Genomic DNA, 21,577 nt, shown 5'->3' with positions numbered 1-21,577 from the left:
TAAAAAGTTTGTTGCGGCCGCGATGCACGGGGATGCCGGGCCTACCAGATGTTCATGCCGGCAAAGCGTCCGAATACGGCAACCGAGAAGGTCACGGAAAGGATGGCGATGACGGTCATGGCGACGCCGCATTTGGCGTAATCCGCGATCCGGAAGTAGCCGGAGGAATAGGGAATCACATTGGTCGGGGAAGAGGTGACCATGATAAAGGCCATGCTCTGGGCGATACCGGCAGGACCGGCCAGAATCCACGGATTCATGCCGATATCCATGGCCAGAGAAATGATCAACGGCATGACCACCGCGCCGGTGACGCTGTTGCTGGAAAAAAAAATCTTGAGTCCTTCCACCAGGCTGATGACGGCGATCACCCGCAGAACGGGATGAAACCCGCCCACATCGGAAAGCAGCCCCCAGGCCACCCAGCGGGCCGCGCCCGTGCTGGCCAGCAGCATGCCCGCCGAAATACCGCCGGCGATGAGCACCAAACCGCCCCAGTCAATGGAATTGGAAGCCTCTTTCCAATTGTCGAACACTCTGAGGCCGGGCAGGAACAGCAGCACAAAACCCAGCAGGGCCACAAAAGCTTCCGGCAGCTTGAAGCCGAGCAGAGGCGTCAGGTATGCGCCGAAAAGCCACAGCACGACCATGATGCAAAAGACGAGCAGCGTGCGGATTTCCTTGCCGCTCAGGCCGCCGAGCTCCTGAAGTTCAGTGCGTATGCTGTCGAGACTAGTGGGAATTTCACGGAATTCGGGCGGAAAGAATTTCATGAGGCAGAACCAGCCGAGAGGCACCATGAGCATGGCGCCGGGCACGCCCACGATCATCCACTGGGCAAAGGTCACATCCAGGTGGGCGATGTCACGCACATACTGCATGGCGATCACATTGGGACCGCATCCGGCGGGCGTGGCCGTACCGCCGATCAGCGCGCCGTAAACAACGCCGATCATCAGCGCGCGTCCGAAATTGCTTTCCAGCGGCTTGCAGCCGCTGCTCTTCAGAATACTTACCCCCAAGGGCAGCAGCATGGCCGCCACAGCCATATCCGTCACCCACATGGAAAGCAGAGCGCCTATGGCAATAAAGGCCAGAACGATATGGTCCGTACGTCGACCCACTTTGGTCAACATCCAGAGCATGAAGCGGCGCGCCAGTCCCGAAGAGGTCATGGCCGCGGACAAACCCATGGCTCCCATCAGAAAGAGCAACACATTGTTGCCGAAACCGAGCCTGACCAGGTTCTTGAAACTCTCCACTCCCAGAATATGCAGAAAAACAATGAGACAGAGCGCGGTGGCCGGAAAGGGAATGGCCTCCGTCATCCACAAAATTACCGCGAAACAGAGCGCGGCCATGACAATCTTGCCCTGCGCCGTGAGAGGAATGGCCTCCGTGCCCTTGTAAAACGGTTCCGGTGTCGGCAGGACGATAATTATTGCCATGACTGCCAAAGCCAGAAAGAAGATCAGAACATTCCTTCTATTGTCGCCCAATGCGCCACTTGACCCTGCCATACATCACCTCTCTGAGTTTGGGCATTGCAATACGGCTTGTTCTCCGCGCCGCCTAATTGTGACTTTTATAGCAAGCTCCATACCAGAACAGAGATGTATGACTTTATGCTGAATTATAGTTAAAAATTAGTGTATTGTACTATTATCCAAGAATACATTTCTATATTTTTAAATACATATATGTCTATTATTTTAGGCATTTGTATAAAATATGTCTAAAATAATAGACGAATAGATCATAAAATCACAAAACCTGAAGACAGGATGGCATGGAGTGTCAGGGAACAGAGTCAATCCGAGGCGTGCTGCACCGCTTTGAAGGAAAGAGCGCGGGCTATGGCCGGAAGGCTGTGGGGCAATAAAAAGCCCTGCCGCCGGGAAAAACCGAGGCAGGGCGCAGGGCTGCGCTGACATGAAAAAAACGTATTACATGCCGCTCTGGCCGCGCCGAATGCCGAAACGGCGCATCTTGACGTAAATCCCCGCGCGCGACAGGCCCAAGAAGCGGGCGGTTTTGGCCACATTCCAGCCCTGTTCGCGCAGGGTCAGCAAAAGGGTCTGGGCCTCGCTGCTCCGCGCAATGGCGCGCAATCTGCCCTTGGCATCGGCATTTTCGTCAAGACAAAGCGTGTGGCGGCGCAATTCGGGAGGGAGGTCCGCCGGAGAAACCCGGCCCTCGCGGCACAGACTCAAGGCATGGCCCACAGCATTGCGCAGCTCGCGGATATTGCCGGGCCAGGAATAGGCCATCAAAGCATGCATGGCTTCTTCCGTACAGACGGTTTCGCCCGCGCCCATGTGGTCGAGAAAAAAACGCACCAACAGGGGGATGTCCTCGCGGCGTTCGCGCAAAGAGGGCAGGCGCAATTTCATGGAATTGATACGGTAGTAAAGATCCTCGCGGAATGTCCCGGCCGTGATCATGGCTTCGAGATCCCGGTTGGTGGCCGCCACCAGGCGGAAATCCACATCCCGTGGCTGGGAGGACCCCAGGCGGAACAGACGCTTTTCCTCAAGAACGCGTAGCAGCTTGGCCTGCGCCTGCAAGGGCAGGTCGCCCACCTCGTCGAGAAAAAGCGTGCCCTGATGGGCCACTTCAATCTTGCCGACGCTCCCTTCCTTGCGCGCGCCCGAGAACGCGCCCGGCGCGTAGCCGAAGACCTCGGACTCAAAAAGTTCCTTGGGGATCGCCGCGCAGTTGATACTTACGAACGGGCCTTCGGCGCGGGAACTGGCGGCATGGATGGCGCCCGCGGCCAGCTCCTTGCCGCTTCCCGTGGCGCCGAGAATGAGCACCGCCGCACCCGTACGGGCATAGCGCAGCAAAAGGGATTTGAAGGCGGCGATGCTTTCACTTTTGCCGATAATGGATTCAACCGTGTAGGGCGAAGACAGGGCGCTTTTGATCCGCCGCTGGCAGGAACTGACCTTTTTGTCCAGGCACTGCACGTGCTCCAGAAGGTCCCTGACCTGGTCCGCCGTATCGAACAGGGTCATGCTCAAGGCCCCGATCAGCTCGCCGTCATCATCAAAGAGCGGCACGCGATTGACGATCAGCGTCGCGCCGCCGTTGGGGAAACGCCGTATCTGGCGCAGCTCGGCCTTGCGTGAACGCAGCACCGCCGGGATGCCCGAAGTGGGGATAAGTTCGGTAATATGGCGGCCGATGGCCTCTTCCGGGCGCAAACCCAGATATTTGGCATACGCGGCGTTGATGAACTGTACCACGCCTTCCCTGTCGCAAATGAACGCGCCTGTAGGAAGGTTGCTCATGGCCACCTTGATGAGAGTGTCCCGCAATTCCCTCTTGCCCATAGCTCCCACTCTGCTCGTACCGGCCGTGAAAGCGACCGATACGAGCACATGACGTTACGGCATAGGGTATTCACGTACCCGGTTGAACACATTGCCTTCCTTGGCAAGGCCCTGCGCGGCGGCTTTGTTGTACCAGAGCGCGGCTTCCGCCGGGTTGGCGGGCACGCCGATGCCGTATTCATAGCAGGCGCCCACGAAACGCTCGGCCTGGGCATACCCCTGGTCGGCGGCCAGCTTGGCCCAGCGGAAACTTTCCTTCTGGTCCTTGGCGGTCTGATACATGCCCTGGCTGTAATAGAGGGCCAGATTGAACTGGGCCTCGGCATTGCCAGAATTGGCCGCGCGGGTCATCAGGGTCACCACGGCCCTGGGATCCTTGGGCACCCCGGCGCCCACTTCATAACAATAGGCCAGCAGCACCTGGGCTTCGCTGTAGTTCTGCTCGGCGGCCAGCTGGTACCATTGGGCGGCCACGGCCAAGTCCTGCGGCACGCCCAGGCCGTTTTCGTAGCAGCGGCCCAGCATCACCTGGGCACGGGGATTGCCGTCCCCGGCCAGGGGCTGAATCAGACGCAGGGTCTTTTTGTACTCACCGATATTGTAGGCCGTCCAAGCCTCCTGCAGAATTTTGTCCGTTGCCGCTGAAGTGGCGACGGGCGCGGCCTGGACCATGCTCGTCGCGCCGCAGGCGAAACTCAATACAGCGGCCAGCAGGGCCGCCAGGCAATATTTTTTCATGATTTTCTCCTTCACGCTTCCAGCCCCGGCGGGCCGGTTTTTATGGGGAATGACGATACAGCCGAGCCCGGCCAAAGGCAAGCCGCACTTGACGCTGGCCCCAGCACAAGGCACAACCGGAACATGAACGACGTTTTTTCATTTTTCAGTGGCCAGGCGCCCTGCCGCCCGTACCACCCAGGAGGAGAGGCATGACCCCTTCCCCCAGCAATCCGCATGAACAGCACAACGGCGCCAATCTGCCGGAGCGAATTTCCGGCGCGTCCGGGACTTCCGGAAGCAGTGAGCAGCGCCGGGTGCTGGACGCCGAAGTACTGGAGCCGGGACAGGAACATGACCGCCGCAACGGCCATGCCGGCGCATTCGACGATCAGGACCGACACAGCGGGCGCGGTTTCGGCGGCGCGGAATTCCGGCGCGGCTTCGGCACCGGCGGCCTGCGCTTCGGCCATATCTGGACCAGCGGACGCATGGAGCAGAACGCCTGCCTCGCGCCCTGCATCACGTTTGCCCTTTTTCTGGTCTGTCTGGCCCAGTTCGGCCTGCTGGCGGGCATCGGCTTTGTGTTTTTTCACATTGTGGGCAGCGTGGCGGGCAGCATGCGCGACATGCGCCTGCTGATGCAGGGCCGCGAACCCAACCCCTGGCCCTGGCGCATCGGCAACTGGCTGGTCTGTTTTCTGCTGACCGCCTGGCTTGCCGGAGGCTTTGACTAGGGCCTGTTTCTAAATTCTCCTTTCGCCCCCTGCCTGCGTCAGGATCGCCCCGTGCGAAGGTCGGGTTTGCATATACTCCCGCCGCTCGGGACTCGCCTTCCCCGGCAGAGAACGAAAATCCTAATGGAAACAGTCCCCAGCGTATTTGAATGTTGAAATACTCTGGCATAAACAAGCGCGCCGGTTTTCCCGGCCTATGTCCGGATCCGCATGACACAAGACATACGCGTTTCGGCGCGTCCCGCCCGCACCGGCGGGGCCGCGACCCACTGGCACGTCTATCTGCTGGAATGCGCCGACGGCACCCTGTACTGCGGCGTCACCACGGATCTCGCGCGGCGGCTGGCCCAGCACAACGGGCTTGCGCCCGGCGGGGCACGCTACACCAGCGGACGACGGCCCGTGCGCCTGCTGGCGAGCCGCGTCTGTGCCCACAAGAGCGCGGCCTTGCGATTGGAATGCGCGGTCAAGGCCCGGCCCCGCGCTGAAAAAATCCTTTTTCTGCAACAGGGAGTCGTTGCGCCGTGTTGAGCCCCGAGGTTTTGCTGACCTTTTTCGCAGCCTCCCTGCTGCTGGGCATTGCGCCCGGCCCGGACAATATTTTCGTGCTCACCCAGTCCGCCGTTTACGGCGTGCGCGCGGGTCTGGTGACCACTCTGGGCCTGGTGACCGGCCTGTGCGTGCATACCACGGCGGTGGCCCTGGGCGTGGCGGCCATCTTTCAGACCTCGCCCCTGGCCTTCACCATTCTGAAATGCGCGGGCGCGGCCTATCTGCTGTATCTGGCCTGGATGTCCTTCCGGGCAGGGGCCTTGCTGGCCCATACCCCGGGCGGAGGGGCCGCCTTTCCCGGTTATGTCGCCCTGTATCGGCGCGGCATCGTGATGAATGTGACCAATCCCAAGGTCACCCTCTTTTTCCTGGCTTTTCTGCCCCAGTTCTGCAATCCGGCACTGGGCGGGGTGGTCGTGCAGGTGCTGATGCTGGGCACATTGTTCATGCTGGCTACCGTTCTGGTCTTTTTCTCCGTGGCCGTATTGGGCGGCCGCCTGGCCCTCTGGTTCAACCGCTCCCAGCGCGGCCAGATTCTGGTCCACAGGGCCGCCGGACTGGTTTTCGCCGGGCTCGCCGTGGTCCTCCTCTTCACCGGGCCCTGAACGCCCGATCCGCCCGCCCTTGACAGGGCCGGACGCGGCGGGTATGAACACCCCCTTTCGAGGTTATCATGCAGAAATATCGTATATCCATCAATGACCTGCCGCCGGACGGCAAGGAATTCGACCTGGACGACCCGGCCATCTGGCAGACGCCTATGCGGGAATTCGGCATGGACTGCCGGATAAGCGAGCCCCTCAACGCGCATATCAGCGTGCTGCCCACCGAGGGCGGCTGCCTGGTGCGCGGCGAACTGTGCGGTCAGGTCGTGCTGCCCTGCAACCGTTGCGCTGAAGATACCGTGGTCGACATCCGGACCGACTTTGAAGACTTCGAAGAACTGCCGGGCGAGGACGATGTTGATGCCGTCCTGAACGCGAGCGGCGGCAACGGAGCGGCTGACGCCGAGACAACGGAAAGCCGCATCGTCTATGAGCGCACCATACCCATGCTGGATCTGGCCGCTGTCTGCTGGGAGGAGTTCGTACTGGCTCTGCCGGTCAATCCGCTCTGCAAGACGGATTGCAAGGGGCTCTGCCCCCAGTGCGGGACCAACCTGAACAACGGAACCTGCGGCTGCATCCCGGATGAAGGCGATCCCCGGCTGGCGGTTTTGCGCGGTCTCACCCTGCATAAAACCTAGACATTTGCAAAAAATTCGGCTATGTCGTTTTGTCTTGCGGTTGGGTATTATCCTTAAACCGCGTTATTTCGTTCAAGCATTCCGGCCTGCCGGAAAAGGAGAATACCATGGCTGTTCAGCAGAATAAGAAATCCCGTTCCCGCAAGGGCATGCGCCGTTCCCATGACCGCGTGGCCACTCCCGCCGTCATCTACTGCTCCTGCGGCGAACCCACCGTGCCCCACAGCGTCTGCCCCAATTGCGGCGCGTACAAGGGCCGCCAGGTGATCGCCAAAACCGAAACCGAATAATGAACGAGCGCCCCATCATCGCCGTGGACGCCATGGGTGGGGACTTCGGCCCCTCTGTGGTGGTGCCGGGCGCCATTGAGGCCGCCCGTCTCCACGATCTGCACGTGCTGCTTGTGGGCGACACCCCCAAGCTGGAGGCCGAGCTGGCAAAGATCGACCTCGCCAACGTGCATTTCGATATTGTCCAGGCCGATGATGTGGTGCATATGAACGAAAAGCCCTCGGACATCCTGCGCCGCAAGAAAAACGCCTCCATCCAGGTGGCCTGCCGCCTGGTCAAGGAAGGCGCGGCCGACGGCGTGGTCAGCGCCGGGCACTCCGGGGCCACGGTGGCCTGCGGCATGTTCATCATGGGACGTCTGCCCGGCGTGGAGCGTCCGGCCCTGGCCGCCTTGCTGCCCACGGAAAAAAATCCCGTGGTGGTGCTGGACGCCGGAGCCAATGTGGACTGCCGCCCGTACCACCTCTTCCAGTTCGGGCTCATGGGCGACGCCTTTGCCCGCGACCTGCTCAGCTATGCCGCGCCGCGCGTGAGCCTGCTGAGCATCGGCGAGGAGGAAGGCAAGGGCAACTGCCAGGTCAAGGAAGCCTATGAGCTGCTGAAGATGGCCCAGAACATCAACTTCATCGGCAATGCCGAGGGCCGCGATATTTTCACCGGTGATATTGATGTGGTCATCTGCGACGGCTTTGTGGGCAATGTGGTGGTCAAGATGAGCGAAGGCCTGGCCGCCTCCCTGATCCGCATGCTCAAACGCGTCTTTACCTCGGGCCTTCTGCCCGCTCTGGGCGGCATGCTGGCCAAGGGCGCGTTCAAGCGCTTCGCCCGCACCATCGACTATGCCGAATACGGCGGCGCGCCGCTGCTCGGCCTGCATGGTCTGGCCATTGTCTGCCATGGCCGTTCCAGCGCCCGTGCCATGAGCAACGCCATCAAGATGAGCGGCACGTTCGTGCGCAAGGGCACCAATGACCGCCTTGCCGAAACCATCCTGGCCAACGAAGAGCTGACCCGTTTCTCCCGCGCCATCTAACTGACGGACACGCCATGACTGCAACCTGCCATCTGCACGCGCTGAGCGCCTACGCGCCGGACACGGTGCTGACCAATGACGATCTGGCAAAACTGGTGGACACCAACGACGAGTGGATCGTGGCGCGCACCGGCATCAAACAGCGCCGCAAGCTGGCGGATACGGACAACGCCTCGGATCTCGGCCTGGTCGCCGCCCGCCGCGCCCTGGAAAATGCGGGCATCAACGCGGGCGACCTGACCCACATCGTCGCGGCCACCTGCACGCCGGACCTGCTTTCCCCTTCCGTGGCCTGCATTCTGGCCGGAAAGCTGGGAGCGGGCCCGGTCATGGCCTTTGATTTCAGCGCCGCCTGCTCGGGCTTTCTGTACGGTCTTTCCATCTGCCGGGCCATGCTCTGCCAGGCCCCGGAGGCGCGCATCCTTTTCGTCTGCACCGAAGCCCTGACCCGCCGCGTCAACTGGAGCGACCGCTCCACCTGCGTGCTGTTCGGCGACGCGGCCACGGCCTGCGTGCTCACGGCCTCGGCGGACAAAGCCCTAGCCGGATTGGAAGACGTCATCTGCCAGAGCGACGGCAACCAGCGAGACCTGATCACCGTGGGCGGCGGCACGGCCTGCCGCTACGGCCTGGGCCAGCCCACCGACGAAAACTTTTTCATCACCATGCAGGGCCGTGAGACCTACAAGCACGCCGTGCGCCAGATGGTGCGCATCTGCGAGCAGATTCTCGCCCGCAACGGTCTTTCCATTGAGGATGTGGACCTTTTTGTGCCGCATCAGGCCAATATGCGGATCATTGAAGCTGTGGGCAGCCGCCTGAACATTGCCGAGGACCGCGTGTTCACCAATGTGGAGAGGTACGGCAATACCTCGTCGGCCTCCATTCCGCTGGCGCTGGCTGAAGCTCGTGCCGCCGGGCGCATAGCGCCGGGCAGCCGCGTGCTGATGACGGCTTTCGGCGCCGGACTCACTTGGGGGGCGGCCCTGTTGCGCTTTTAAGGAAGCGTCGGTTGATGGTCTTTCTGCCCATTGCCTGCGTCAGGCTCGCTCCGTGCGAAATTCATACCGCCCGGCGTTCGCCTTCCCGGCAAAGGACAAAAATTCTTATAATCACCGCATCCCGTGCCGGGCCACGCCACTGACCGACGTACGCGCGCATTGAAATTCCCCCGTGTCTGAGCTATAAACAGCATTCCACGTTCCCACAGCAAAGGCAGAACCAGCATGAGCACAGCGCAGTCCACGCCTTCCGCCGCAGAGACGCTCCCCACGGCCCTGGTGACCGGCGGTTCGCGCGGCATCGGTCGGGCCATCGCCAAGACCCTTGCCCGCGACGGCTTTCAGGTTTTTCTCACCTATGTGAGCCGCCCCGAAGAGGCGGAACAGGCCGTGGCCGAAATCACGGCGGCCGGAGGCCGGGCCCGTGCCTTCGCCCTCAATGTGGGCGACAGCGCGGCCGTGGCGGATTTTTTCGCCGCAGAAATCAAGGACAAGGTGGACTTGGCCGTGCTGGTCAACAATGCAGGCATCACCAAGGACGGCTTTCTGGTGCGCATGAAGGACGAGGATTTCGACAAGGTCCTGGCCGTCAACCTGCGCGGAGCCTTTGTCTGCACTCGTGAAGCCGCAAAGATCATGAGCAAAAGACGCAAAGGGCGGATCATCAATATTTCTTCGGTGGTGGGCCAGATGGGCAATGCCGGACAGATCAATTATGCCTCGGCCAAGGCCGGTCTGCTGGGCCTCACCAAATCCTGCGCCAAGGAGCTGGCCTCCCGCCAGATCACGGTCAATGCCGTGGCTCCGGGCTTCATTGAAACCGATATGACGGCGGCCCTGAACGACGACGTGCGCGCGAGCTATGTGGAATCCATTCCTCTGAAGCGCATGGGCGTGGCCCAGGATGTGGCCGAGGCCGCGGCTTTTCTGGCTTCGGACAAAGCCGGGTACATCACCGGACAGGTGCTGGCCGTCAACGGCGGCATGTACTGCTGAGACGGCGCGCCCAACCCTGCGGCAACGCGCCCGGAGCGCCTGCGCGCCACCGGGGCATATGATAAGAGTCAATATTACCTGGAGGATACCATGTCTGATGTCGCGGAAAAAGTAACAAAAATCATTGTGGACCAACTGGGCGTGAGCGCCGATGAAGTGAAGCCTGAAGCCTCCTTCGTGGAAGACCTCGGCGCTGATTCCCTGGACCTGACCGAACTGATCATGGCCATGGAAGAAGAGTTCGACATCGAAATCGCCGATGACGACGCCCAGAAAATTCTCAAGGTCCAGGACGCCATTTCTTATATTGAAAACAAAAAATAGTACGGCCCGGCGGCGGTTCCTTTGTCATAAAGGGCCGCAGCCGGAACGGGGCATGTCCGTTCCGCATCCGGCGGCCTAGCGTTTCCGGCGGATGCGCGACAGGCGCGGACGCGGTTTCGCGCCGTTGCGCAACGGCACATGCCTTGGCCGGTAGTCATCCGCAGAGCGGGGGGAATCGGCCCCCCGCCCAAAAGGAGTCCGCATGACCCGTCCCCGCGTAGTGATCACCGGCGTAGCCGGCGTTACGCCTCTCGCCAACGACATTGAAACCACCTGGAAACGCCTGCTTGCCGGCGAGTCGGGCATCGCGCCCATCACGCTGTTTGACGCTTCGGCCTACGATTCACGCATCGCCGGCGAAGTGAAAAACTTCGTGCCCGAGAACTATATGCCTCCCAAACAGGTGCGGCGCATGGACCGCTTCACCCAGTTTGCCGTGGCCTCGGCCAAGATGCTGTTGCAGGACGCCGACTTTGAAGTCACCGAGGCCAATGCCTACGATGTGGCCGTGATCCTCGGCGTCGGCCTTGGTGGCCTGCACACCTTGGAGACGTACCACACCAAGCTGCTGGAAGCCGGGCCCAACAAAATTTCGCCCTTTATGATTCCCATGCTGATTTCCAATATGGGACCGGGGCAGATCTCCATTTTCACCGGGGCCAAAGGCCCCAACATCGTCACCACCACAGCCTGCGCCTCGGCCATCCACGCTGTGGGCACGGCCTACAGCGAAATTCTGCTGGGACGGGCCACCACCGCCATTTCCGGCGGCGTGGAAGCCACGGTGACGCCTCTGGGCGTGGCCGGTTTTACGGCCCTCAAGGCCCTGTCCACCCATTACAACGACGACCCCGCGCACGCTTCCCGCCCCTTTGACGGCAAGCGCGACGGTTTTGTGATCGGCGAGGGCGCGGGCCTCCTGCTGCTGGAAAGTCTTGAATCCGCCCGGGCGCGCGGCGCGAAGATTTACGCGGAAGTGGCCGGTTACGGCGCTTCCGGCGACGCCTATCACATGACGGCCCCCTGCGACACCGGCGAGGGCATGGCCCGCGCCATGCAGAACGCCCTGCGCGAGGCGGGCATCGCGCCCGAGGCCGTGGGTCACATCAACGCCCATGCCACCTCCACCCAACTCAACGACAGCACGGAAACCAAGGCCATCAAGCTGGTCTTCGGCGAGCACGCCGGGAAGATCAAAATCTCCGCCACCAAGTCCATGACCGGACACCTGCTGGGCGCGGCGGGCGGCATTGAGACGGTCTTCACGGCCTTGGCCCTGCGAGAAGAAATGCTGCCCGGCACCATCAACCTGGAAAATCCCGACCCTGAGTGCGATCTGGATTATCTGGCGGACGGCTCGCGGCACGTTGCCTGTGAATACGCAATGTGCAATTCCTTCGGCTTCGGCGGCACCAATGCGAGCCTGATTCTGAAAAAGTGGACCGAGTAAGCGCTACTAAACGCCGCGCTTCACCAGCCTAGGGTTTTAGCGAAAAGACAAATTTTTTCGCTGACGATCCTGCAAAATATGTTGCGAACAACACTGCCCGCCGCCGTGGCGGGCAGCATTCTTACAGATATGCGCGGTAAAATTTTCAGTTTACCGCGAGATCGGCGGCGCAAACGCGGTTGCGCCTTGCCTCCGCCGCCCGCGGCGGCGCATCGGTCTCACGACCGGTGTTTACTGATTTCCGCGGAAATCCGTAAGCAAAGGACAAGCGTTCATGGACGAAATTCTGCTTCAAGATCCGGAGCTGGCCCGGGCCATCATTCTGGAATCCGACCGGCAGGTGAGCAAACTGGAACTGATCGCCTCTGAGAACTTTGTTTCGCCCGCCGTGCGCGAAGCCCAGGGCAGCGTGCTGACCCACAAATATGCCGAAGGCTATCCCGGCAAGCGCTATTACGGCGGCTGCGAATACGTGGACATCGCCGAAACCCTGGCCCAGGACCGGGCCAAGCAGCTCTTCGGTTGCGGCTACGTCAACGTGCAGCCCCATTCCGGTTCCCAGGCCAATATGGCCGCCTATTTCGCCTGCCTCAAGCCCGGCGACGTGATCCTGGGCATGAATCTCTCCCACGGCGGGCATCTGACCCACGGCAGCCCGGTGAACTTCTCGGGTCGCCTGTTTAAGGTCGTTTCCTACGGCGTGCGCAAGGAAACAGGCCGCATCGATTATGACGAAGTGGCCGCTCTGGCCCGCGAGCACAAGCCCGCCGTAATCATGGCCGGGGCCAGCGCCTATCCGCGCCGCATCGACTTTGCCCGCTTCCGGGCCATCGCCGACGAGGTGGGGGCCAAACTGATGGTGGACATGGCCCATATCGCGGGCCTGGTGGCCGTGGGTCTGCACGAGAGCCCCATTCCCCACGCCCATATCACCACCACCACCACGCACAAAACCCTGCGCGGCCCGCGCGGCGGCATGATCCTCTCCAGCGAGGACAACGCCAAGACCCTGAACAGCCAGATTTTCCCCGGCATCCAGGGCGGCCCGCTGATGCACGTCATCGCGGCCAAGGCCGTGGCCTTCGGCGAAGCCCTGCGCCCGGCCTTCGCGGCCTATCAGCAGCGGGTGCTCGACAATACCGCCGCTCTGGCCCAATCCATGATGGACGCCGGTTTCGAACTCGTCTCCGGCGGCACGGACAACCACCTCATGCTGGTGAACCTGACCAACAAGGATATCACCGGCAAGGACGCCGAACAGGCCCTGGACCAAGCCGGAATCACGGTGAACAAGAACACCGTGCCCTTTGAAACCCGCTCGCCCTTTGTGACCTCGGGCATCCGCCTGGGCACGGCGGCCCTGACTACGCGCGGCCTGCAACAGGAAGATATGCGCACGGTGGGCGGTTTCATCGTGGAGGCTTTGGAAAAACGCCAGGATGCCCAGGAGCTGACCCGCATTCGCAAGAATGTGGAGGACTTCGCCCGCCAGTTCCCGCTGTTCACCTGGTAGCCCGCGTCCTTTCGTTTTTTGGGGGAGGGGCTCCCTCCCCCAATTTTTATGATTCATCAGGGTGGAGCAATGCACGATTAAAAAGCGTGAACCGCTCTCAAACAGGCCGTTTGCGCGGCCTGTTTCGTTTTCCGTGCCGCACTTCCGCGCGGCTTGGCTTTTGGGCCGCCTCTGTGTAAACTGCTGGAAATCTTTTTGTGAGCGTCCTATGCAACGACTGCCCTGGCCTGATTATTTCATGAATATCACCTACCTGGTGAGCGAGCGTTCCACTTGTACCCGCCGCCGGGTGGGTGCCGTGGCCGTCAAAGACAAACGAATTCTGGCCACAGGCTACAACGGCGCGCCCGCAGGCGTGCCCCACTGCCTGGAGGTGGGCTGCCTGCGCGAGCAGCTCGGCATTCCTTCGGGCCAGCGCCATGAGATCTGCCGCGGCCTGCACGCCGAGCAGAACGTCATCATCCAGGCCGCGGTGCACGGCATCAACATTCAGGGCGCCGAACTCTACTGCACTACCCACCCCTGTGTGCTGTGCAGCAAAATGCTGATCAATTGCGGCATCCGCCGTATTTATTACGCCGAGGACTATCCCGACGACTTGGCCACGGCCATGCTGCGGGAGGCCGGCGTCACGGTGGAACAATTCCCCTTCACCCCGCCCCGCATCAGCGGTATGCCCGGGGGCATGAGCGGAGAAAAACGCCATGACTGAACAGGATTTCGCTCCGTTCATGCGCGAGGCCATAGCCTTGGCCGAACAGGGCCGCTGGAAGGCCTGCCCCAACCCCACGGTGGGGGCGGTGCTGTTGCGCGACGGCCGGGTTGTGGCGCGCGGCTGGCACCATGAGGCGGGACAGGACCACGCCGAGGTGGATTGCCTGAAAGACGCGGCGACGCGGGGCGTGGACCCCAAAGGCTGCACCCTGGTGGTCACGCTGGAACCCTGCAACCACCAGGGCAAGACGCCGCCCTGCACCCAAGCCATCCTGGACGCGGGCATCAGCCGGGTGGTCATGGGCCTGGCGGACCCCAATCCCCAGGCCGCGGGCGGCGCGGCCCGCCTGCGCGATACCGGAATGGAAGTGCTCGGCCCGGTCTGCGAAGCGGAATGCCGCGATCTGGTGGCAGATTTTCTGGTCTGGCAAAGCACGGACAGGCCCTATGTCATTTTGAAGATGGCCGCCACCCTGGACGGACGGATCGCCACACGCAACGGCCAGTCCCAGTGGATCAGCTGCGAGACATCCCGCCATGAAGTGCAGGAACTGCGCGCGGGTCTGGGACTGAGCGGCGGGGCCGTGCTGGTGGGCGGGGGCACCTTCCGGGCGGACAATCCCCGGCTGACCGCGCGCGAGGACGGCTACGACGGCCCGCAGCCCCTGGCCTGCCTGCTGACTTCGCGCCTGCCCAAACCTGACGCTGACTTCCATCTGCTCAAGGAACGCCCCGGCCAGACGATTTTTCTGGCCTCCCCGGCCGCGGCGGCCTCTACCACGGCCCAGGCCCTGCGCCAAATGGGCGTACGCGTGCTGGCCCTGGGACCCGGCCCGCAAGGCGGCCCGGATTTTCCCGAACTGTTCCGGGCCCTGCGCCGGGAACTGGGCTGCCCCTATGTGCTCTGCGAAGGCGGCGGACGTCTGGCCCTGGCCCTGCTGGAAGCGGGCTTTGTGGATGAATTCCATCTGCATCTCGCGCCCATGATCCTGGGCGACAGCGATGCCCGTCCGTTGTTCGCCGGGCGTGCGCCCCTGAGCCTGGACGAGGCCCTGCGCCTGCGGGTCAGCCGTACCGGCCTCTGCGGCAACGATGTCCATATTCTGCTGCGTCCGGCGGTCCCGCCTGACGCTGGCCAGGGGGCCTGAGCCGCATGTTCACAGGCATCATCCAGGGACAGGGCGAAATAACCTCCCTGCGCAAAAACGGCACGGAATGCCGCCTGGCCATCCGCCCCCTGTTCACCCTGACGGACGTCATCGACGGCGAATCCATCGCGGTCAACGGCGCCTGCCTTTCGGTGGAAAGCCACAGCCGCGAGGGCTTCACGGCATACGCCTCAGCGGAAACCCTGGCGCGCACCACTTTGGGCACTCTGCTCAACGGGGATCTGGTCAACCTGGAACGGGCTCTGGCTCTGGGCGACCGCCTGGGCGGCCATCTGGTCAGCGGCCATGTGGACTGCCTGGCCACGGTGCGCGAAGTGCGCCCCTCCGGGCAATCCGTGTGCTGCCGCCTGGAATTTCCGGCATCTTTAGGCCCCGAAGTCATTGCCAAAGGTTCGGTGGCCCTTGACGGAATCAGTCTGACGGTCAATGATTGCGGCCCGGATTTTCTGGAGGTCAATATCATTCCCGACACGCAGAAGCGCACCACCATGCGCCTGTGGCGGCCCGGCACGCGCGTCAATATGGAAACGGACCTCATCGGCAAATATGTGCGCAGCCTGCTGGGCCCCTGGTCAGGGTTGTCCGGCAAGGATGCCGGAAACGACGCGGCAACGCGAACGGGCGCGGGCCTCAGCCGGGAGCTGCTGCTGCGCAACGGATTCATATAAAAAAAGCGTTACTCCTCTATAGTAGTAAGCAAACGTATTTTTGCCATCGTCTTGCACAGCACAGGAGTTTACATGAACCAAGTCAAAACCATCGCGGGCCGGCTCGACGCCAAAGGCCTGAAGGTCGCCATCGTGGCAACCCGCTTCAACGACTTCATCGTGGACCGCCTGGTGGGCGGCGCTCTGGACTATCTGGAACGCCACGGCCTGGACCCGGCGGACATCACCCTGGTGCGCATTCCCGGCGCGTTCGAGCTGCCCCTGGTCTGCCAGAAGCTGGCCGATGCGCGCAAATACGACGGCATTCTGGCACTGGGCGCGGTGATTCGGGGGGGCACCCCGCACTTCGACTATGTCTGCGCCGAGGCCAGCAAAGGGATTGCCCAGGCCATGCTGGGGTCCGGCACGCCCATCGGCTTCGGCCTGCTGACCTGCGACAGCATCGAGCAGGCCATTGAACGCGCCGGGTCCAAGGGCGGCAACAAAGGCGTGGAAGCCGCCGCAGCCATGCTGGAAACCATCCGCGTGCTGGAGCAGTTGTAATCCATGAGCAAGGCTAAGAACACCACCCGCCGGGGCGCGCGCGAACTGGCCTTTCAGGTGCTCTACGGGCTTTCCTTCACTCCGGCGGAAAGCCGCGCGGACCTGCGCCGGGCCTTTGTGCTCTCCCCCCACAATACGGCCATGGACGAGCAGGATCTCGGCAGCGAGCCCACGGGCTTCGCCTGGGAACTGGTGGAAGGCGTCTGGGGCAACAGCGCCGCACTGGACACGGCCATCAGCCGTTTTTCCCACAACTGGCGGGTGGACCGTATGGGCCGCATCGAACTGACCCTGCTGCGCCTGGCCGTGTTTGAAATGCTCTACCGCCAGGACGTGCCGCCCAAGGTGGCCATCAACGAGGCGCTGGAGCTGAGCGGCCAGTTCGGCGAAGACAACGCCAAAAACTTCGTCAACGGCATTCTGGACGCGGCGGCCAAGGCCCTGGAAAGCGGCGAACTGGTGCCGTCCGCGGGTCAGGCCCCCGCCAATTCCTAACCCGCCGCACGGTATCCGCACATGACGCAAGAACGCTACAATCCGCAGGCTATCGAAGAAAAATGGCAGGCCCGCTGGCGGAAGGAAAACGCCTTCTCCAGCACCCATGAGAGCGACAAGCCCAAATATTACGTGCTGGAGATGTTCCCCTATCCCTCGGGCAACATCCACATGGGCCATGTGCGCAACTATTCCATCGGCGACGTGGTGGCGCGCTGCAAACGCATGCAGGGCTTCAACGTGCTGCACCCCATGGGCTGGGATGCCTTCGGCCTGCCCGCCGAAAACGCGGCCATCAAGCACCACGTGCACCCGGCCCAGTGGACCTACGCCAATATCGACAATATGCGCGCCCAGTTGCAGCGCCTGGGCTATTCATATGACTGGTCGCGCGAAATCGCCACCTGCCGCCCGGAATACTACCGCTGGGAACAGATGTTCTTCCTGCGCCTGCTGGAAAAAGGCCTGGTCTACCGTAAAAAGGCCCCGCAGAACTGGTGCCCCTCCTGTCATACTGTGCTTGCCAACGAGCAGGTCATCGACGGCCTCTGCTGGCGCTGCGACAGCAGGGTGGAACAGAAGGATCTGACCCAGTGGTTCCTGAAGATCACGGCCTACGGGGACGAACTGCTGGCCGACCTCTCCCGCCTGGAAGGCGGCTGGCCGGACCGCGTGCTGGCCATGCAGCGCAACTGGATCGGCAAATCCACGGGCGCGGCCATCAGCTTCGGCCTGGAAAAAAACATTGGCGGCGTGCGGGGCATCGAGGTGTTCACCACCCGGCCGGACACTGTGTTCGGCGTGACCTTCATGACCCTTGCCCCGGAACATCCCCTGGTGGAAAAGCTCATTGAGGGCTACGAAAAAGCCGGGGACGTGCGCGCCTTTGTGGAACGCATCCGGAACATGGACCGCCTGGACCGCCAGTCCGACACCCTGGAAAAAGAAGGCATCTTCACCGGCGCATACGTCCTGCACCCCTTCACCGGCCAACGCGTGCCGCTCTGGCTGGGCAATTTCGTCCTGGCCGACTACGGCACCGGCGCGGTCATGGGCGTGCCCGCGCACGACCAGCGCGACTTCGACTTCGCCCGCAAGTACAGTCTGCCTGTACGGGTGGTCATCAGTCCCGAGGGGCGTCAGCTCGATCCTCAAAATATGACCGAAGCCTGGACCGAACCCGGCATCATGGTCAATTCCGGTTCCTTTGACGGCATGCCCAACGAGGACGGCAAAAAGGCCGTGGCCGAAGCCCTGGAAAAGGACGGCAAGGGCAAAGCCACCACCCAGTTCCGCCTGCGCGACTGGAACATCTCGCGCCAGCGCTTCTGGGGCGCGCCCATTCCGGTGATTTACTGCGAAAAGTGCGGCGTGGTGCCGGAAAAGGAAGAAAACCTTCCGGTGCTCCTGCCCCTGGACGTAAAAGTGCGCGACGACGGCCGCTCTCCCCTGCCGGAAACGCCCTCCTTCGCGAACTGTGCCTGCCCCTGCTGCGGCGGCCCGGCCCGGCGCGAAACCGACACCATGGACACCTTTGTGGAGTCCTCCTGGTACTTTGCCCGCTATACCGACGCCCGCGACGACAAAGCCCCCTTCAAGCCCGAAGCCCTGCAATACTGGCTGCCCGTGGACCAGTACATCGGCGGCGTGGAGCACGCCATTCTGCATCTGCTTTATTCCCGCTTCTTCACCAAGGTGCTGCGCGATCTGGGCTTCTTCCCCAAGGATCTGGCCGAGCCCTTCACCAACCTGCTGACCCAGGGTATGGTGCTCAAGGACGGCGGCAAGATGTCCAAGTCCAAGGGCAATGTGGTCGATCCCACGGAGATGATCAAAAAATACGGCGCGGACACCGTGCGCCTGTTCTGTCTGTTCGCGGCCCCGCCGGAGCGGGATTTCGACTGGTCCGACTCGGGCATTGAAGGCGCGTCGCGCTTCCTCTCCCGTGTCTGGCGGCTGTTTACCGAAGAAGAGGCCCGGCTGCTGCCGCTCAAGGCCTGCGGCTCCTCCGCCGAAGACGCAGACAGCGGGGAAAGCCGCGATCTGCGCCGCAGGGAACACCTCACGGTAAAAAAGGCCGGAGAGGACATGGGCGGCCGCTTCCAGTTCAATACGGCCATCGCCGCCGTCATGGAGCTGGTCAACGCCATGTACCTTTCGCGCGAAAAACTGGGACAGAGCGAGGCAGAGCGCCGCGTCTTCTCCTCGGCCATGGCCACGGTGCTGACCCTGCTCTCGCCCATCACCCCGCATCTCTGCGAAGAACTCTGGGAGCGTCTGGGCCACACGGCGCAACTTGCCGCCGAGCCCTGGCCCCAATGGGATGAAGCGGCCACGGCCCAGGACATGCTCACCGTGGCCCTGCAGGTCAACGGCAAGCTGCGCGGCACGTTGGAAGTGCCCGCCGGAGCGGACAAGGCCGCCCTGGAACAGGCAGCCCTGGCCGATCCCGCCGTACAGCGCCACACGGCCGATCTGACCGTGCGCAAAGTGGTGGTGGTGCCCGGCAAACTGGTCAACATCGTGGCCAATTAGGCCGCCACCGGCATGAGCCCGCAGAACGGAACCGACAGACAGGGCAGGCCCGGTTTCAGCTTTCTGGTCTGCCCGGACAGCCGGTTGCTCCGCGCGCATCTCGCGGAGCAACTGGCTGTCTTTCCACCTGCGGGCGGCCCGTGGGAACGTCACGTCTATTGGGGCGACGAGGACCCGCCCCCGCGCTTCTGGGAGCAGCTCAGCCTGCAAGGCCTGTTCGGCGCTTCGCGTGTCCTGCTGGTCCGTCAGGCCCAGCTCTGGCCGGCGGCCGTCTGGAAAAAGATTTCCCAGGCCCTGGCCAGGCCCTCGGCCCAGTGCTGGCCTTTCTTCTGCCTGGAAGTGAACTGGGAAAAGGGACAGCCCAAAATTCCGGCGCATATCGCCAAGCTGCGCTGTCTGGCCTTTGCCGACCGGCAGGGCTGGATCTGGCGGCATGAGGGCCTGACCGAACGCGGCGTCAAGCGCCATGTGCAGCAGCGCGCCCGCGATCTGGGTCTGACCTTTGAGGCCGATGCGCTGGAACAGTTCTGCGCCTCCGTGCCGCCGGACGCCCAGGCCATCGAAAACGAACTGCAAAAACTCTCGCTTCTGCGCGGCGGGACCGGTGACGCAGGCGGAGGGGCCATCACCGCCGCCATGACCGCAACCGCCGCCTGGAGCCCGGAATGCAACGTCTTTGCCTGCATCCGGCATATGGAGGCCGGTAATCTGGCCGCCGTCTGGAAGGAACTGTCCCGCAGCCGGGACAGCGACAGCCTGCTTTTTTCCCTGCTGGCCCTGCTGGCCCGTGAGCTGCGCCTGCTCTGGCAGACCCAGGCCGGGGAAAAGGTACGCCTGCATCCCTCGGAGGCGGGCTTCAAGAAACAACTGGCCCTGCGTCTCGGGCCACGGGGCCTGGCTGAGGGCATGGCGGCCGTGGCGGACGCCGAGTGGCAGGTCAAAAGCGGCCGCCGCACGCCGGAACAGACCCTGGAGTTTCTGGCCGCCCGGCTCACCGGCCTGTTCGGCTCGGCCGAGCCGCGCTGATCGGCGGCGCTACGGTCGGAGTCCTCCAAACGTATGCCCCTTGGGCCGCCCCCTCTTTTCAGCCGTTTCAGATTGCCCGTCACCTGGCTTCTCGACTCCGCCGCGAAGCCGGAGTAGCCGCAATTCACTTGCGGCGTTAAGCTCCGACGGAGGCGTGAAACTTGGGGGCAGAACACAGGATCCTGGCTGGCGGGTACTGGCGAAATGCTCTAATTGGTTGATGCCCGCGGGCAATTGGTAAAACCCACGGGCATCAACGGCAGAGATGCGGCGCACTGCAAATGAGGAGAGAGCCAATACGGCCCCCTGTGCCCAACGCGGCTACATGCCTTCCTTGATGCCGAGACGCATCAGCAGCCAGTTCATGGGGAAAGCCGTCATAAAGCCGGCCAGCATGCCGATCTGCATCATCAGCCAGAACACGGGCTGAGCGGGGGAAACCATTCCCAGCAGAACAAACATCGATACAGCCATCCATCCGTACATGCCTATCTGCCAGGCGGTCAGGGAAAGCACATCCACCTTGAAGGCCCGCCACAGCAGGGGCAGGCCGCGCTCCGGAAATCCCGACGCCAGCCCCGCATACTGAAATGCGATGCCTGCAATCAGAGCCAGCAGGTATTCCAGAGTCCACTCGCCGTAGACCACGCTGCCGAACAGGGCAAAGGGCGCCAGCCGGAACAGCCACGGCCCGGCGAGGTCCGCCAGAGTACAGCCCGCTCCACAGTGCAGCGTTCCAACCATGACGCTTTGCCAAGGGAGACGGCGGGAAGGCAGCGCGGTCATACCGGACATGCCGTTTCCAGACATGCGCATGGCTGGCTGATCGGCGGGATGATGGTGCGTCATGCGCATCATGGTCCGCTTCTGATTAATGCGGTATGCCCATATGCCAAGCGGACCGGCCCATAACATGGTGATGGGCCAGACCCAGAGCATGACCCGCATCATGGGAGCGGGTTCACGCCGCTGCTCAATGAGAATGTACAGAAAGCACAACAAACACATTGCAATATATATTTCCGCCACCAATGTCAGGGAGTACGGAATATCAGCTTCTTTCATATATTTCTCCAGGTATCTGTTTGTATTTTTATAATGACCTCGGTGCCTCGCCGACGACTGGCGCAAGCCGCTTTGCGGCAACGGCTACCGCATTGAGCATACCGCGAGGTCAATTTTTTCTTTGCAACGCCGCTGCACGGAAAAAGGCGGCTTTGCGGCAGACGCTT

The 21,577-nt window shown here is 62.4% G+C and carries 22 protein-coding genes; 18 read left to right on the top strand and 4 right to left on the bottom strand.

Features of this window, described 5'->3' with window-relative positions:
* Window positions 1-41: 41 nt before the first annotated feature.
* The 3 genes from HMPREF0326_RS08170 to HMPREF0326_RS08160 all read right to left on the bottom strand — a co-directional run bounded on the left by HMPREF0326_RS08170 (window position 42) and on the right by HMPREF0326_RS08160 (window position 4,073).
* Window positions 42-1,520, bottom strand: coding sequence for an SLC13 family permease (locus HMPREF0326_RS08170; RefSeq protein WP_020990426.1), 1,479 nt, complete (start codon window positions 1,518-1,520; stop codon window positions 42-44).
* A 426-nt stretch (window positions 1,521-1,946) separates the two neighbouring features.
* The gene (locus HMPREF0326_RS08165; protein WP_020990425.1) at window positions 1,947-3,335 is read right to left on the bottom strand and encodes a sigma-54 interaction domain-containing protein; all 1,389 of its coding nucleotides are present in this window, start codon (window positions 3,333-3,335) and stop codon (window positions 1,947-1,949) included.
* 54 nt (window positions 3,336-3,389) lie between these two features.
* Entirely contained in the window at window positions 3,390-4,073 is a 684-nt protein-coding gene (locus tag HMPREF0326_RS08160) for a tetratricopeptide repeat protein (RefSeq protein WP_008684713.1), read from the bottom strand.
* 191 nt (window positions 4,074-4,264) lie between these two features.
* On the opposite strand from HMPREF0326_RS08160, the gene HMPREF0326_RS08155 reads away from it, so the two are divergent.
* The 18 genes from HMPREF0326_RS08155 (at window position 4,265) to holA (ending at window position 20,345) form a co-directional block, all read left to right on the top strand.
* Window positions 4,265-4,789 carry a hypothetical protein gene (locus tag HMPREF0326_RS08155; protein WP_009301842.1) on the top strand — a complete coding sequence of 175 codons (525 nt, stop codon included), beginning with the start codon at window positions 4,265-4,267 and terminating at the stop codon, window positions 4,787-4,789.
* 210 nt (window positions 4,790-4,999) lie between these two features.
* Window positions 5,000-5,320: a GIY-YIG nuclease family protein gene (locus HMPREF0326_RS08150; protein WP_008684715.1), complete on the top strand. Its 321-nt coding sequence runs from the start codon at window positions 5,000-5,002 to the stop codon at window positions 5,318-5,320.
* Window positions 5,314-5,946: a LysE family translocator gene (locus tag HMPREF0326_RS08145; RefSeq protein ID WP_008684716.1), complete on the top strand. Its 633-nt coding sequence runs from the start codon at window positions 5,314-5,316 to the stop codon at window positions 5,944-5,946. Before HMPREF0326_RS08150 ends, HMPREF0326_RS08145 begins: the two co-directional genes overlap by 7 nt.
* 68 nt (window positions 5,947-6,014) lie before the next feature.
* Complete coding sequence (locus HMPREF0326_RS08140) at window positions 6,015-6,587, top strand: YceD family protein (protein ID WP_008684717.1); 573 nt, start codon at window positions 6,015-6,017, stop codon at window positions 6,585-6,587.
* 107 nt (window positions 6,588-6,694) lie between these two features.
* The gene (rpmF, locus tag HMPREF0326_RS08135; protein WP_008684718.1) at window positions 6,695-6,877 is read left to right on the top strand and encodes a 50S ribosomal protein L32; all 183 of its coding nucleotides are present in this window, start codon (window positions 6,695-6,697) and stop codon (window positions 6,875-6,877) included.
* A complete protein-coding gene (plsX, locus tag HMPREF0326_RS08130; protein ID WP_008684719.1) occupies window positions 6,877-7,911 on the top strand; it encodes a phosphate acyltransferase PlsX in 1,035 nt (344 codons plus the stop codon). The genes rpmF and plsX overlap by 1 nt, the downstream gene beginning before the upstream one ends.
* A gap of 14 nt (window positions 7,912-7,925) precedes the next feature.
* A complete protein-coding gene (locus tag HMPREF0326_RS08125; RefSeq protein WP_008684720.1) occupies window positions 7,926-8,912 on the top strand; it encodes a beta-ketoacyl-ACP synthase III in 987 nt (328 codons plus the stop codon).
* A 225-nt stretch (window positions 8,913-9,137) separates the two neighbouring features.
* Window positions 9,138-9,908 carry a 3-oxoacyl-[acyl-carrier-protein] reductase gene (gene fabG, locus HMPREF0326_RS08120; RefSeq protein ID WP_008684721.1) on the top strand — a complete coding sequence of 257 codons (771 nt, stop codon included), beginning with the start codon at window positions 9,138-9,140 and terminating at the stop codon, window positions 9,906-9,908.
* A gap of 90 nt (window positions 9,909-9,998) precedes the next feature.
* Window positions 9,999-10,232, top strand: coding sequence for an acyl carrier protein (gene acpP / locus HMPREF0326_RS08115; protein WP_008684722.1), 234 nt, complete (start codon window positions 9,999-10,001; stop codon window positions 10,230-10,232).
* A gap of 202 nt (window positions 10,233-10,434) precedes the next feature.
* The gene (gene fabF / locus HMPREF0326_RS08110; protein WP_008684723.1) at window positions 10,435-11,682 is read left to right on the top strand and encodes a beta-ketoacyl-ACP synthase II; all 1,248 of its coding nucleotides are present in this window, start codon (window positions 10,435-10,437) and stop codon (window positions 11,680-11,682) included.
* 274 nt (window positions 11,683-11,956) lie between these two features.
* Window positions 11,957-13,195 (top strand): serine hydroxymethyltransferase, encoded by a 1,239-nt coding sequence (gene glyA / locus HMPREF0326_RS08105; RefSeq protein ID WP_008684724.1) that lies wholly within the window; start codon window positions 11,957-11,959, stop codon window positions 13,193-13,195.
* Between the two features lie 208 nt (window positions 13,196-13,403).
* On the top strand, window positions 13,404-13,907 hold the full coding sequence (locus HMPREF0326_RS08100; protein ID WP_009301855.1) for a deoxycytidylate deaminase: 504 nt from the start codon (window positions 13,404-13,406) through the stop codon (window positions 13,905-13,907).
* Window positions 13,900-15,057 carry a bifunctional diaminohydroxyphosphoribosylaminopyrimidine deaminase/5-amino-6-(5-phosphoribosylamino)uracil reductase RibD gene (gene ribD, locus HMPREF0326_RS08095; protein WP_008684726.1) on the top strand — a complete coding sequence of 386 codons (1,158 nt, stop codon included), beginning with the start codon at window positions 13,900-13,902 and terminating at the stop codon, window positions 15,055-15,057. Before HMPREF0326_RS08100 ends, ribD begins: the two co-directional genes overlap by 8 nt.
* Before the next feature lie 5 nt (window positions 15,058-15,062).
* A complete protein-coding gene (locus tag HMPREF0326_RS08090; RefSeq protein WP_008684727.1) occupies window positions 15,063-15,746 on the top strand; it encodes a riboflavin synthase in 684 nt (227 codons plus the stop codon).
* 72 nt (window positions 15,747-15,818) lie between these two features.
* On the top strand, window positions 15,819-16,289 hold the full coding sequence (ribH, locus tag HMPREF0326_RS08085; RefSeq protein WP_008684728.1) for a 6,7-dimethyl-8-ribityllumazine synthase: 471 nt from the start codon (window positions 15,819-15,821) through the stop codon (window positions 16,287-16,289).
* Between the two features lie 3 nt (window positions 16,290-16,292).
* Window positions 16,293-16,784 (top strand): transcription antitermination factor NusB, encoded by a 492-nt coding sequence (gene nusB, locus HMPREF0326_RS08080; protein WP_008684729.1) that lies wholly within the window; start codon window positions 16,293-16,295, stop codon window positions 16,782-16,784.
* A gap of 21 nt (window positions 16,785-16,805) precedes the next feature.
* Window positions 16,806-19,319: a leucine--tRNA ligase gene (gene leuS / locus HMPREF0326_RS08075; RefSeq protein WP_008684730.1), complete on the top strand. Its 2,514-nt coding sequence runs from the start codon at window positions 16,806-16,808 to the stop codon at window positions 19,317-19,319.
* A gap of 12 nt (window positions 19,320-19,331) precedes the next feature.
* Window positions 19,332-20,345, top strand: coding sequence for a DNA polymerase III subunit delta (gene holA / locus HMPREF0326_RS08070; RefSeq protein WP_008684731.1), 1,014 nt, complete (start codon window positions 19,332-19,334; stop codon window positions 20,343-20,345).
* A gap of 321 nt (window positions 20,346-20,666) precedes the next feature.
* On the opposite strand, the gene HMPREF0326_RS08065 is transcribed toward holA, so the two are convergent.
* On the bottom strand, window positions 20,667-21,410 hold the full coding sequence (locus tag HMPREF0326_RS08065; RefSeq protein WP_020990424.1) for a DUF4396 domain-containing protein: 744 nt from the start codon (window positions 21,408-21,410) through the stop codon (window positions 20,667-20,669).
* Window positions 21,411-21,577: the final 167 nt, after the last annotated feature.

Origin of the sequence: Desulfovibrio sp. 3_1_syn3 (genome assembly GCF_000145315.2) — a bacterium.
GTDB lineage: Bacteria > Desulfobacterota > Desulfovibrionia > Desulfovibrionales > Desulfovibrionaceae > Desulfovibrio > Desulfovibrio fairfieldensis.
Note: the sequence above shows the minus strand (reverse complement) of the source record. Positions and strands in the feature narration are given on the sequence as shown.